Below are 13,080 nucleotides of genomic sequence, written 5' to 3'. Positions count from 1 at the left end.
CCCTCATCTGCATTGATATATATTAAATTGATTAAAGGAATGAATATGAAGAAATTTTTAATTGCCGCTACCTTATTCGGAATGGCAGCCAGCATGCAAGTAGCCAATGCGACTACTACCGATGAATTATTGCAATACTGCAAAGGTGATGGAAGCACAAATGTGACTTGTCAGATTTACGGTCAAGCAGTTTATGACACCTATTTAGCAACGCGTAATCCAAAAACTGCACCAAGCAAAATTTGCGTTAAACAACCTGCGCCAACACGTATCCAGGTAGTGGATGAATACATTGCTTGGGCCAATGCAAACCCCGCCAATGGCTCAAAGCCTGCAGCAGAAACCATGTTGAAATTTTTAGAGGGTGTATTCCCTTGCGGAAAGTGATGCATTGAATTTAATGACTGGATCTTGTGATCTCGCAATCAAAAAGCCACCTCAAGAGGTGGCTTTTTCTTCCTCAGTATCCTGAAGATCTGTAAATCTATTAGCAATAATTAGTGATTTTCTTTTGCGTGATTAATAGAGTATTTCGGTATCTCGATCACTAAATTCTCGCGAGCCACAATCGCCTGGCAAGATAAGCGAGATTGTGGATTAAGACCCCATGCGCGATCCAGCAGATCTTCTTCATTCTCATCAGGGGCATTGAGGCTCTGGTAACCCTCTTTCACAATCACGTGACAGGTAGTGCAAGCGCACACCATATCGCAAGCATGTTCAATCGGAATATTATTTTCTAGTAGCGCCTCGCAAATAGAGGTGCCTGGAGTTACTTCAACTACTGCGCCCTCTGGGCAATATTCACTATGAGGTAAAACAACAATCTGGGTCATCTTGGTAATTTTCTTTTCTTAAATTTCTGCAACATTCTTACCGGCCAATGCCTTCTGGATACTCGCGTTCATGCGCATTTGGGCAAAGTCATCAGTAGCCTTAGCGGCATGATCTACCGCCTTTCTGAGGATGGCGCTATCTGTTTCTTCTATAAGAATCTTCTGCAAAGTGGCCATCTCTTGATCAACGGCAACCTGCTCTTCAGCATTCAATAATCCACGGTCAGCATTTAATGCGGTTTGTACCGCATCTAACAATCGTTGCGCATTGACCTGTTCTTCACGCAAGGATCTTGCCAGGAGATCGATTTTGGCGGATGCAAAACCATCTTGCAGCATGCGAGCAATCTCGGCGTCAGTCAAACCGTAGGATGGCTTGATATCGATCGAGGCTTGTACACCCGAACCCTGCTCCATCGCGCTAACCGAAAGCAAGCCGTCCGCATCTACCTGGAACGTCACCCGAATACGGGCTGCACCAGCAGCCATTGCAGGAATACCGCGCAACTCAAACTTTCCTAGAGACCGGCAGTCTTGCGCTAACTCACGCTCACCCTGCACCACCTGAATTGCTAAGGCAGTTTGGCCATCTTTAAAGGTCGTGAAATCCTGTGCACGCGCTACTGGAATCGGCGTATTACGTGGAATAATTTTTTCCACCAAGCCGCCCATCGTTTCAATACCAAGAGATAGCGGAATGACATCCAATAAGAGCCACTCATCATCTTTACTTTGGTTGCCGGCAAGTAAATCCGCTTGCATCGCAGCGCCTAAAGCGACTACCTGATCTGGGTTGAGATTATTTAAGGGTTTTGTACCAAAGAGTTCGCCAACCGCACGCTGGACATGTGGCATACGAGTTGCACCGCCCACCATCACGACACCCTTCACTTCATCGGCCTTGAGACCAGCATCGCGCAAAGCCTTCTTCACCGCAACTAAGGTCTTGCTAATTAAGTTCTGAGTAATCTCAAAGAACTGGGCTTGGCTAACACCAACATTAACAACCGTTCCATCCATGAGAGTTTCATGAACACGGGCTAATGGATTGTGACTCAATTGCTCTTTAGCATGTTTGCAAGAGAGCAATAATTTACGATGATCTTGAATCGAGAGCGGCGGAAGTTTGGCTTGCTCAATAACCCAGCAATAGAGTCGATGATCAAAATCATCGCCACCTAAAGCAGAATCTCCACCAGTGGACAGGACTTCAAATACTCCCCTGCTCATACGCAAGATGGAGATATCAAAGGTACCACCACCCAAATCATAGACAGCGTAGATACCTTCGGAGGCATTATCTAAACCATAGGCAATTGCAGCTGCTGTTGGTTCATTGAGTAAGCGCAGCACTTCGATACCAGCTAACTTCGCAGCATCTTTCGTTGCTTGACGTTGAGCATCATCAAAATACGCTGGTACAGTAATCACTGCGCCCACGATATCGTCATTTACAGAATCTTCAGCCAACTGACGTAAACGCGCCAGAATTTCTGCGGAGACCTCAATTGGGCTCTTGTCACCAGCTACTGTTCTGAGCTTCAACATGCCAGGCTCATCAACAAAGTCGTATGGCATGTTCTCAAGATGCTCCACATCGACAATACCGCGCCCCATAAATCGTTTTACAGAAACAATTGTGTTTTTGGGATCAGAAACAATACTTTCAATAGCCTCAAAGCCAGCTTGTGTTCTGCCATTGGGCAAGTAGCGCACTACGGAAGGAAGTAATTCTCTCCCCTCTGAATCTGGAAGAACCTTTGGCAAAGCGTCGCGCACGATCGCCACCAGAGAGTTGGTGGTGCCTAGATCAATTCCCACCGCAATCCGACGCTGATGCGGGGCGAGTGATTTACCGGGTTCGGAGATTTGTAATAAGGCCATGGGACTAGAGTTTAAAGCTATACCAGAGCTGAGATAGCATCATCGAGCTCAAGCGCAAACTTATCAATAAAAAGTAGGCCTCTTAGTAATTCAGCGGCACGCTCATAATTCTTGGCAACATCGATAGCCTGTGTAATTTCGACCAGAGTATCTCGTTTGGATTGATCAACCTCTTCCGCCAAAGCCTCTAGAGCACCGAGGTCATCATCTTGATCCTCAAGATTTTCTCGCCACTCCATTTGCTTCATCAGGAATGCAGCTGGCATGGCGGTATTAGTCTCTAGACGCGCGTCGACACCATGAAGCTGGCAAAGATAAAGCCCCCGCTGAACAGGATTCTTCAAAGTCTGGAAGGCAGTATTTGCAAAAGTTGCCATCTGCATAGCCAGTCGTTGCTCCGTATCACTACCGCGGGCATGGCGATCGGGATGAACTTCTTTTTGGATCGCAAGATAAGCCTGATCCAGCACAGGCAAATCTAAATTAAATTTCTGCTCTACACCAAAGAAACGGAAGTAATCGTCAGACGCGGAAGGATTCGCCACAACCACACTCATCTTTTACATTCGGATTCTGGAACTTAAAGCCTTCGTTTAAACCTTCGCGCACAAAATCCAATTCAGTGCCATCTAAATAGGCCAAGCTTTTAGGATCTATGAAGATAGTGATGCCATTAGATTCAAACTTCGCGTCTTCTGGAGCAGCCTCGTCCACATACTCAAGTTGATAAGCCAAGCCAGAGCAACCCGTAGTGCGAACACCCAAACGCAAGCCACATCCTTTTCCGCGCTTATCTAAATTGCGCTGAACATGTTTCGCTGCTTTGTCGGTTAAGGTAATTGCCATGATGAAAGCCTCTTTATCTTTACTTGGCCGGATGCTTTTCTTTGTAATCAGCCACTGCCGCCTTAATGGCATCTTCAGCCAAAATAGAGCAGTGAATTTTTACAGGTGGCAAAGCTAATTCTTCGGCAATTAAAGAATTTTTAATCTCTAAGGCTTGATCCAAAGTTTTACCTTTAACCCACTCGGTTACCAAAGATGAAGAAGCAATCGCAGAGCCACATCCGTAGGTCTTGAATTTCGCATCTTCGATCACGCCTTGATCGTTTACACGGATTTGCAGCTTCATCACGTCGCCGCAAGCAGGGGCGCCAACCATGCCAGTGCCTACCTGGTCATCACCCTTTTCAAAAGAGCCCACGTTGCGGGGGTTTTCATAATGATCGATTACTTTGTCGCTATATGCCATGGTATTTCCTCGTTATTTCTTTTGTCTTTTATCTTACTAAATTATCTTTAATACTTCTTAATGAGCTGCCCACTGGATGGTGCTGAGATCAATACCATCTTTAAACATTTCCCAAAGTGGTGAGAGCTCGCGCAACTTAGCAATCTTCTCTTTCACTAACTTAATCGTGAAATCCACTTCTTCTTCAGTAGTAAAGCGGCCTAGAGTAAAGCGAATTGAGCTATGGGCCAATTCATCATTACGACCAAGAGCGCGCAACACATAAGAAGGCTCTAATGATGCTGAAGTACATGCGGAGCCAGAAGAGATCGCCAAATCTTTCAATGCCATCAACATCGACTCACCTTCAACATAGTTAAAACTAATGTTGAGGTTGTGCGGAACACGATGATCCATATCGCCGTTGACATAAACTTCTTCAATATCCTGCAAGCCCGCTAGCAGACGATCGCGCAGAGCACGAATGCGGGCGTTCTCTTCAATCATTTCAATACGGGCAATGCGGAAAGCTTCACCCATACCCACGATTTGATGAACCGCTAAAGTGCCTGAACGCATACCGCGCTCATGACCGCCACCATGAATCTGCGCTTCAATTCGGATACGGGGCTTACGACGGACAAACAATGCGCCAATACCTTTTGGACCATAAGTCTTGTGAGCAGAAAAGCTCATTAAATCTACTTTAGTTTTCTCGAGGTCGATTTCGATTTTTCCGGTAGCTTGCGCTGCGTCTACATGCAAAATCACGCCACGGGAGCGGCATAACTCACCAATACGTGGGATATCCTGCACAACACCAATTTCATTATTGACATACATTACTGAAGCCAAAATAGTGCCCGGCTTCATCGCCGCTTCAAGCTGAGCGAAATCAATTAAGCCGTCAGGCAACACATCTAAGTAGGTAACCTCAAAACCTTCACGCTCAAGCTCGCGGCAAGTGTCTAGGGTAGCCTTGTGCTCAGTCTTCACGGTAATAATGTGATTCCCGCGCTCTTTATAAAAGTGCGCAGCACCTTTCAGTGCCAAGTTAATACTCTCAGTTGCACCACTAGTAAATACGATCTCTCTTGGATCAGCATGAACTAGCTGAGCTACTTCTGAACGCGCCCACTCAACCGCTTCTTCTGCAGCCCAGCCGTAGGCATGGCTACGAGAAGCGGCGTTACCAAACTGCTCACGCAGGTAAGGCAACATCTTGTCCACTACACGCGGATCAATCGGCGTTGTAGCTGAGTAGTCCATGTATACCGGAAAATGCTTAGGACTAAACATCGGTATTGGCTGCTGAGGTAGGTCTTGTGGTGCGTTCATTTTTTACTTATCGATTAATAGGCTAAGAAGGAAATCTCTTGGATTAACCTTGCTGAGCCAGGTTAAAAACAGAATTCACGAGAGGTCGCTTGGGAGCAACTTCTTTTGCTGCTGGAACTGCTGCTGCCGGCTTTTCAGTTTTGACACCATCAGTCTTGATTTTCTTAGTACGCAAATCATGCAATACGATTCCGCGTCCAGCTTGCTGTTGAACTAAGTCACGCAATGACACGGAACTGAGGTACTCCACCATCTTGGCATTGAGGTTTGACCACAAATCATGGGTCATACAGCGGCCATGGCTTTCCTCATCACTATGACAATTGCCTTTGCCACCACATTGGGTTGCATCTATGGGTTCGTCGACAGCCACAATAATGTCGGCCACGCTAATTTCTTCTGAATTACGAGCTAGGGTGTAACCACCGCCAGGGCCACGAGTGCTCTCAACGATATTGAAACGGCGCAATTTGCCGAACAATTGCTCTAAGTAGGAAAGGGAAATCTTCTGTCTTTGGCTAATTCCGGCCAAAGTTACAGGCCCGTGCGTCTCACGCAGGGCTAAATCAATCATTGCGGTTACTGCAAAACGACCTTTGGTTGTAAGTCTCATATGTCACCTTGGTAATGGATTGTTATGGACAGCTAACAGTCGGGCGGGTAATACCCGACCATTCCACTCAACTTTACCATATACCCAACTAATCTGCTCAAGTTTAAACAGCATCCCTGGAACGAGCCCCAAAGGCCATTTCCTTCACTTTAGTCAGGCGATCACGAGTCGAGGCAGCCTTTTCGAACTCCAGATTCTTGGCCTCAGAGTTCATTTGCTTCTCCAAACGCTTAATCTCGCCAGCCAGGTCCTTTTCGCTCATATCTTCATAGCGAGCCCGCTCCTGCTCCACTTGCATCTCAGAACGCTTCTCTTTGACGTCGTAGACCCCATCAATAATGTCTTTAATACGCTTCTTGACGCCTCTTGGTTCAATCCCATTCGCCTTATTAAAGGCGATTTGCTTGGTTCGGCGACGCTCGGTCTCCCCCATCGCCCGCTTCATGGAATCGGTAATGCGGTCAGCATACAAAATCGCCTTGCCTCGAACATTTCGAGCCGCCCTACCAATAGTCTGAATCAAGCTACGCTCGGAACGCAAGAAACCTTCCTTGTCTGCGTCCAAGATGGCAACTAGTGAGACCTCTGGAATATCTAGACCCTCACGCAATAAGTTGATACCTACCAATACATCAAAGACACCTAAGCGTAAGTCACGCAGAATTTCTACGCGCTCTACCGTATCAATGTCGGAATGCACATAACGCACTTTCACGCTATGATCCGATAAGTAATCAGTGAGTTGCTCGGCCATCCGCTTGGTCAGCACCGTCACCAAGACTCGCTCATGCACTTTGACTCGTTCATGAATCTGCCCGAGTAAGTCATCTACCTGTGAGCTTGCTGGCAATACTTCAATTTCCGGATCGACTAATCCTGTTGGTCTAGCCACTTGCTCTACGACTTGCCCGGTATGCGTATTTTCATAATCAGCAGGTGTTGCTGAAACAAAAACAGTTTGACGCATCTTCGTTTCAAATTCAGTGAACTTGAGTGGCCGGTTATCCATTGCTGAAGGCAGGCGGAAGCCGAACTCCACCAAGGTATGTTTGCGAGATTTATCGCCGTTGTACATGGCATTGAGCTGCCCAATTAAGACATGGCTCTCATCCAAGAACATCAAGGCATCGTTTGGCAGATAGTCCACCAGAGTAGGCGGCGCCTCACCAGGCATAGCGCCGGAGAGGTGGCGTGAATAGTTCTCGATCCCCTTACAGAAGCCCAACTCATTCAGCATCTCCAAATCAAAGCGGGTGCGCTGCTCTAAGCGCTGCGCTTCCACTAGCTTGCCATCCTTAACGAACTCATCTAAGCGAATACGTAACTCCGCCTTAATCGTTTCAATGGCTTTAAGTACTGTATCGCGCGGTGTAACGTAGTGCGAACTTGGATAGACAGTAAAGCGCGGAATTTTCTGACGAATTTTTCCAGTAAGCGGGTCAAAGAATTGCAAGCTCTCAATGACATCATCAAAGAGCTCAACTCGCACTGCTAATTCATTATGCTCAGCCGGGAAGATATCAATAGTATCGCCCCGCACACGAAAAACGCCACGTTTGAAATCAGTTTCATTGCGATCGTATTGCATCGCAATTAAGCGCATCAAAATATCACGCTGACTCATCTTGTCACCAGGACGCAAAGTCATCACCATGCTGTGATAGTCGCCTGGATTACCAATACCGTAAATTGCTGAGACAGTAGCTACGATGATGACATCACGTCGCTCCAGCAAACTCTTAGTAGCAGAGAGTCGCATCTGCTCAATATGCTCATTGATCGATGAATCTTTTTCAATAAACAAATCACGTGTCGGGACGTAGGCCTCGGGCTGGTAGTAATCGTAATAACTTACGAAGTACTCCACTGCGTTTTTTGGGAAAAACTCCCGAAACTCACTATAGAGCTGAGCAGCCAGGGTCTTATTTGGAGCAAAAATGATGGCAGGACGGCCTGTTCTGGCAATTACATTGGCCATGGTGAAGGTTTTACCTGAGCCAGTGACCCCCAAAAGGGTCTGAAAGGTCAATCCATCCTCAATTCCAGCTACCAGAGCATCAATTGCGGCAGGCTGGTCACCTGCAGGAGGAAATGGCTGATAGAGGTGAAATGGCGAATCTGGGAAAGAAACGAACTTGGCTGGATCAAGGTCATGACCCACCTCACCCAAAGGATCGGCCACAGGGCTTTTCTTGCTTTCAGAAACTTGGGAATTTGAGGAAGTTTTAGGCAACTTAGGGGGCATCTCAGCTATCATTTCACCTGTGACTTTTAGTTCACAGCGAATTTTGTACAAACATAGATTTTGCCGTTTTTATTTGGAAATAGTTGAATCTAGCCTCAAAAACAGCTATTTAAGGTAAATTTAACTGAAATTAACATCAATTAACCTTCAAATACCCCTTTTAACTACCCTTATTACCCATTTTTGACCCTCAAATGAACCTTTTCTCTTCAGTCCAACTAGCCCCTAAAGACCCTATTTTTGGCCTCACAGAAGCCTATGTCGCCGATGAACGCGCAGACAAGGTCAACTTAGGTGTTGGTGTTTATTACACGGACGAAGGCAAGGTACCCCTCTTGAAGGCAGTGATCAAGGCTGAAGAAGCCATTGTTGCAAAGCACTCTCCTCGCAGCTACATTCCTATTGAAGGTCCAAACCCTTACAACAGCGCAGTTCAGAACTTATTGTTCGGTGCGGATTCCTCACTTATTAAAGATGGTCGCGTTGTTACCGCTGAATGTCTTGGCGGAACTGGCGCATTGCGTGTTGGCGCTGACTTTATTAAGCGCCTCAATTTGAATGCGCCTTGCGCAATTAGCAACCCAACCTGGGAAAATCACCGCGGCATTTTTGAATCTGCTGGATTTGAAGTAGTTGAGTACACCTACTTTGATGGCAAAACTCGTGGTGTTGATTTTGACGGCATGGTGAAATCATTAGAGTCTTTCCCAAAGTTCACTACTGTTCTGTTGCATGCCTGCTGTCATAACCCAACCGGTGCCGACATTACTGAAGCGCAATGGCGTCAGGTGATTGATATCTGTAAAGCAAAGCAACTCATTCCATTTTTGGACATGGCTTACCAAGGCTTTGCTGCTGGAATTGAACAAGACGGCATCGCAGTGCGCTTATTTGCTGAATCCGGAATGTCTTTCTTTGTATCTAGCTCCTTCTCTAAATCGTTCTCGCTATATGGCGAGCGAGTTGGCGCCTTGTCCATCGTGACTCAAAGCAAAGATGAATCTACTCGCGTGCTCTCACAATTGAAGCGCGTGATTCGTACAAACTATTCCAATCCACCAACGCATGGCGCGGCGATTGCAGCTGCGGTTTTGAATTCTCCAGAACTCAGAAAGCTTTGGGAAGATGAATTAGCCGAGATGCGTGACCGTATTAAAGCAATGCGCCATGGACTAGTAGAAAAACTCGCTGCTGCTGGCGTAAAGCAAGACTTTGCTTTTATTGAAGCTCAGCGTGGCATGTTCTCTTACTCAGGCTTAAGCGCCGAGCAAGTTGAGCGTTTACAAAAGGAAGATGGTATTTATGCCCTCTCCACAGGCCGTATTTGTGTGGCTGCTCTCAATACTAAAAATATTGATAAAGTAGCCAAAGCAATCGCCCGCGTATTGGCGTAACAACGCGTAATAAGCGGTTAAACAGCATTATCAGGAGGCACCATGCTATATCAGTTACATGAATTTCAAAAAGCTCTTCTTCAACCCGTTAGCTCTTGGGCTCGCGCAGCTTCTGAAGCATTTATCAATGCCTCAAATCCAGCTTCTAAAGTTCCAGGGTCTGAGCGTTTAGCAGCCAGCTATGAACTCCTCTATCGCTTGGGCAAAAATTATAAGAAGCCAGAATTTGGTATTCGCGCTGTGCAAGCGCATGGTCGCGAAGTGGCGATTCATGAAAGAACGATTGTTGCTAAACCGTTTTGTAACTTAATTCGTTTCAAGCGCTTCTCTGATGATCTTGATGTCATCAAAAAACTAAAAGATGATCCCACAGTGTTAGTTGTTGCGCCGCTATCAGGCCATCATTCGACATTGTTGCGTGATACTGTACGCACCCTCCTGCAAGACCATAAGGTTTACATCACCGACTGGATTGATGCACGAATTGTTCCTGCAGATGCTGGCGATTTTGGTCTAGATGACTACGTTCACTATGTGCAAGATTTCATCCGCGCTATTGGCGCAGAGAACTTACATGTGATCTCTGTCTGCCAACCAACAGTTCCTACATTGGGCGCCATCTCTTTGATGGCCTCTGCTGGAGAAAAAACACCAGCCTCCATGATCATGATGGGCGGCCCAATTGATGCACGTAAGTCACCAACGGCTGTGAACAACTTGGCTGATCAAAAGTCTTACGACTGGTTTGAAAGCCATGTGATTTACAAGGTACCGCCAAGCTACCCAGGTGCTGGCCGTAAGGTATATCCGGGCTTCTTGCAGCACACTGGCTTTATTGCCATGAATCCCCAGAATCACTTGCAGTCACATTGGGATTACTTCCAGAACTTAGTTCGTGGCGATGAACAAGATGCTGAATCTCATATTCGTTTCTATGATGAGTACAACGCAGTTCTTGATATGGACGCCAAGTTTTACTTAGACACCATTAAGACTGTGTTCCAAGACTATTCCTTACCGAATGGCACATGGGCAGTAGCAGGCGAACTAGTCAAGCCACAGGATATTAAGAAAACCGCCCTGCTTACTGTTGAAGGCGAGCTAGACGATATCTCTGGTAGCGGACAAACCCGTTCAGCGCATGAGTTGTGCGCAGGTATTCCAAAGACAGACAAAGACCATTACGAAGTTGTAGGTGCTGGTCACTACGGCATCTTCTCTGGCCGTCGTTGGCGTGAGAAGGTCTATCCAAAAATTAAATCGTTTATTCGTGCGCACGAAGGTGTTCAAAAAAAGGCGAAGGCTAGACCCCCAAAACTGGGAACTAAGAAGGCTGCATAAACCAGCGGCGCGACTTTCGGGTCGCGCTTCTAGTTTTAGGGCATACCAATTGCAATGAACATCAAGCAGACGAAAGAACTTGCCGATCGTCTCGAGGATATTCTTCCTCAAACCCAATGCACTAAATGTGGCTACCCAGACTGCCGAGCTTATGCAGAAGCCCTGGCTTCGGGTGAGATGTTGCCTAATCGCTGCCCTCCTGGCGGCATAGAGGGCATAAAAAGGCTCAGCGGCATTCTGACACCCATCTTTCCGCAGGACGCCTTTGAACTGCATCCTACAATTGATCCTGACTGCGGTAAGGAGCGCCCTAGACCAGTTGCATTCATTGATCCAAAGACCTGTATTGGATGCACTCTCTGTATACAGGCTTGCCCTGTAGATGCGATTGTGGGCGCTTCAAAGCAAATGCATGTGGTTTTAAGTGATTGGTGTACTGGGTGCGATCTCTGTATCCCACCTTGCCCCGTGGATTGCATCACCATGATTGATGTTACAGACGAGCAAACTGGTTGGGATGCCTGGTCCCCAGCCCTGGCACAGTTAGCACGCGCACGATATGAAGCACGTGATGTCAGATTAGATCGCGAGCAGCGCGACAATGATGAGCGGCTGGCAAAAAAAGCTGCTGCCAAGTTAGTCGCAGTCAATGCTGAGAGTCCAGATTCAGAAGAAGCCATAAAAGAACAAGAAAGAAAGCGGGCCATCATCGCCGCAGCCATTGCGAGAGCTCAGCAAAAAAAATGATGAATCTTGAAAAGCGCCAGGCCTTTTTTGAATTGCTTAGGGAAAACAATCCCCATCCAGAAACCGAGCTGGAATATAGCTCACCCTTTGAATTACTCATCGCCGTATTGCTTTCGGCACAAGCAACTGATGTGTCAGTAAATAAAGGTACTCGCAAACTATTTAAGATTGCCAATACCCCTCAAGCCCTTCTTGATCTCGGTGAGGAAGGAGTTAAGCCCTACATTCGGCACATTGGCTTATTTAATTCCAAAGGTAGACACATCCAAGAAACTTGCCGACTTCTTCTAGAGAAGCATGATGGTGAAGTTCCACAAAATCGAGAAGAGCTAGAAGCTCTGCCAGGCGTTGGTAGAAAAACAGCAAACGTGATTTTGAATACCGCTTTTGGCCACCCCACCATGGCTGTCGATACCCATATCTTTAGAGTCTCCAACCGAACTGGCTTAGCGCCTGGCAAGGATGTTGTTAAGGTCGAAGAGCAATTATTGAAGCGAGTGCCGAAAGAGTTTTTGCAGGATGCTCACCATTGGCTTATTCTGCATGGTAGATATACCTGCAAGGCCCGCAACCCCGATTGCGAGCAATGTATTGTTGAGCCACTCTGTGGCTTTAAACAAAAAACTGGCAAAGGAAAAGTCCGTGGCAATATTTAATCCCACACGCGAAGAAGTAAGACGTTTTTTCTGTGACACCTGGAAAAAGAAAACCGAGAATCATATTCTGACGCCTATGGAAATGCTCGCAAGTGACTGGATGGCTCAACACCCTGAATACCATACCCTTCTGGCAGATCCTGAAGGTGCCGTTGCACAAGATTACACACCAGAGCGTGGAGAAACTAACCCCTTTTTACATCTCTCAATGCACCTATCGATCAGCGAGCAAATCTCGATTGATCAACCGCCAGGCATTAAGGAGATTGCAGAAAAGCTAACGAAGAAACTGGGTTCAGAGCACGAAGCACAACACGCTATGATGGAATGCCTAGGGCAAGTAATGTGGGAAGCGCAACGTGAAGGTCAGCCACCAAGCCCTGAGAAATATCTGGAGGCACTGAAGAGACTGAATTAGCATCTCCTCAAGACAGCTTTCGAAGAAAGCTCAACCCACTGATGATGTAGTGAATGGCTATCTTTGTGGTGCAGATGGCACCAAGGGAACAACTGGAAGCTTTACTTTCAGGCAACTAATAGAACCAATGTTATTGCCGTCATAAATCCACTTACCACCTTCAACCGCTTTTCTGCCAGCAGTTTCAGGCATGAGAATGTAACAAACTACATCCTCGGCGGGATCAAACATTTTATAAATATTGGCGCCAGCTTGCCCAGCGTCATACGCCCCCATAAATTGCATCTTGGGTTTTTCTGTAACCTTTTTATCCTGAGCAAAGGCTTGAAGTGAAGCTAACAGGAAGAGCAACGCAATGAGAAGCTTGTTCATTTTTA

15 protein-coding genes are annotated in these 13,080 nt (G+C 46.6%); 6 read left to right on the top strand and 9 right to left on the bottom strand.

Annotation, left to right across the window (positions count from 1 at the left end):
• Positions 1 to 45 precede the first annotated feature (45 nt).
• Positions 46 to 387: a Rap1a/Tai family immunity protein gene (locus ICN42_RS09045; RefSeq protein WP_216253569.1), complete on the top strand. Its 342-nt coding sequence runs from the start codon at positions 46 to 48 to the stop codon at positions 385 to 387.
• A 110-nt stretch (positions 388 to 497) separates the two neighbouring features.
• On the opposite strand, the gene fdx is transcribed toward ICN42_RS09045, so the two are convergent.
• From fdx to uvrB, 8 genes are all read right to left on the bottom strand, one after another.
• Positions 498 to 836: an ISC system 2Fe-2S type ferredoxin gene (gene fdx, locus ICN42_RS09040; protein ID WP_216253566.1), complete on the bottom strand. Its 339-nt coding sequence runs from the start codon at positions 834 to 836 to the stop codon at positions 498 to 500.
• An 18-nt stretch (positions 837 to 854) separates the two neighbouring features.
• Positions 855 to 2,720, bottom strand: coding sequence for a Fe-S protein assembly chaperone HscA (hscA, locus tag ICN42_RS09035; RefSeq protein WP_216253563.1), 1,866 nt, complete (start codon positions 2,718 to 2,720; stop codon positions 855 to 857).
• Between the two features lie 17 nt (positions 2,721 to 2,737).
• Positions 2,738 to 3,265, bottom strand: a complete 528-nt coding sequence (gene hscB, locus ICN42_RS09030) for a Fe-S protein assembly co-chaperone HscB (RefSeq protein ID WP_370626025.1) — start codon at positions 3,263 to 3,265, stop codon at positions 2,738 to 2,740.
• Positions 3,243 to 3,566, bottom strand: coding sequence for an iron-sulfur cluster assembly protein IscA (gene iscA / locus ICN42_RS09025; RefSeq protein WP_046330505.1), 324 nt, complete (start codon positions 3,564 to 3,566; stop codon positions 3,243 to 3,245). The genes hscB and iscA overlap by 23 nt, the downstream gene beginning before the upstream one ends.
• Positions 3,567 to 3,585: 19 nt before the next feature.
• The gene (iscU, locus tag ICN42_RS09020; RefSeq protein ID WP_215333536.1) at positions 3,586 to 3,972 is read right to left on the bottom strand and encodes a Fe-S cluster assembly scaffold IscU; all 387 of its coding nucleotides are present in this window, start codon (positions 3,970 to 3,972) and stop codon (positions 3,586 to 3,588) included.
• A 57-nt stretch (positions 3,973 to 4,029) separates the two neighbouring features.
• On the bottom strand, positions 4,030 to 5,289 hold the full coding sequence (locus ICN42_RS09015) for an IscS subfamily cysteine desulfurase (protein ID WP_370626024.1): 1,260 nt from the start codon (positions 5,287 to 5,289) through the stop codon (positions 4,030 to 4,032).
• 43 nt (positions 5,290 to 5,332) lie between these two features.
• A complete protein-coding gene (locus tag ICN42_RS09010; protein WP_216253558.1) occupies positions 5,333 to 5,902 on the bottom strand; it encodes a Fe-S cluster assembly transcription factor in 570 nt (189 codons plus the stop codon).
• A 103-nt stretch (positions 5,903 to 6,005) separates the two neighbouring features.
• The gene (uvrB, locus tag ICN42_RS09005; protein WP_255539341.1) at positions 6,006 to 8,159 is read right to left on the bottom strand and encodes an excinuclease ABC subunit UvrB; all 2,154 of its coding nucleotides are present in this window, start codon (positions 8,157 to 8,159) and stop codon (positions 6,006 to 6,008) included.
• Between the two features lie 182 nt (positions 8,160 to 8,341).
• Here uvrB and ICN42_RS09000 point away from each other — a divergent pair, with 182 nt between their 5' ends.
• Genes ICN42_RS09000 through ICN42_RS08980 form a run of 5 tightly spaced genes read left to right on the top strand, consistent with a single transcriptional unit; the run spans position 8,342 to position 12,703 of the window.
• Positions 8,342 to 9,541, top strand: a complete 1,200-nt coding sequence (locus ICN42_RS09000; protein WP_216253555.1) for an amino acid aminotransferase — start codon at positions 8,342 to 8,344, stop codon at positions 9,539 to 9,541.
• A gap of 42 nt (positions 9,542 to 9,583) precedes the next feature.
• Positions 9,584 to 10,882 (top strand): polyhydroxyalkanoate depolymerase, encoded by a 1,299-nt coding sequence (locus ICN42_RS08995; protein ID WP_216253552.1) that lies wholly within the window; start codon positions 9,584 to 9,586, stop codon positions 10,880 to 10,882.
• Positions 10,883 to 10,936: 54 nt separating this feature from the next.
• Positions 10,937 to 11,629, top strand: a complete 693-nt coding sequence (gene rsxB, locus ICN42_RS08990) for an electron transport complex subunit RsxB (RefSeq protein WP_216253549.1) — start codon at positions 10,937 to 10,939, stop codon at positions 11,627 to 11,629.
• Entirely contained in the window at positions 11,629 to 12,285 is a 657-nt protein-coding gene (nth, locus tag ICN42_RS08985; protein WP_216253548.1) for an endonuclease III, read from the top strand. The genes rsxB and nth overlap by 1 nt, the downstream gene beginning before the upstream one ends.
• Positions 12,278 to 12,703, top strand: coding sequence for a DUF1841 family protein (locus ICN42_RS08980; RefSeq protein ID WP_216253730.1), 426 nt, complete (start codon positions 12,278 to 12,280; stop codon positions 12,701 to 12,703). Before nth ends, ICN42_RS08980 begins: the two co-directional genes overlap by 8 nt.
• A gap of 57 nt (positions 12,704 to 12,760) precedes the next feature.
• On the opposite strand, the gene ICN42_RS08975 is transcribed toward ICN42_RS08980, so the two are convergent.
• Positions 12,761 to 13,075, bottom strand: coding sequence for a hypothetical protein (locus ICN42_RS08975; protein ID WP_216253547.1), 315 nt, complete (start codon positions 13,073 to 13,075; stop codon positions 12,761 to 12,763).
• Between the last annotated feature and the right edge of the window lie 5 nt (positions 13,076 to 13,080).

The sequence above is a fragment of the Polynucleobacter sp. 71A-WALBACH genome (genome assembly GCF_018882365.1).
Classification (GTDB): Bacteria; Pseudomonadota; Gammaproteobacteria; order Burkholderiales; family Burkholderiaceae; genus Polynucleobacter.
The sequence above is the reverse complement of the archived record's forward strand: the minus strand, read 5'-3'. Positions and strand labels throughout refer to the sequence as shown.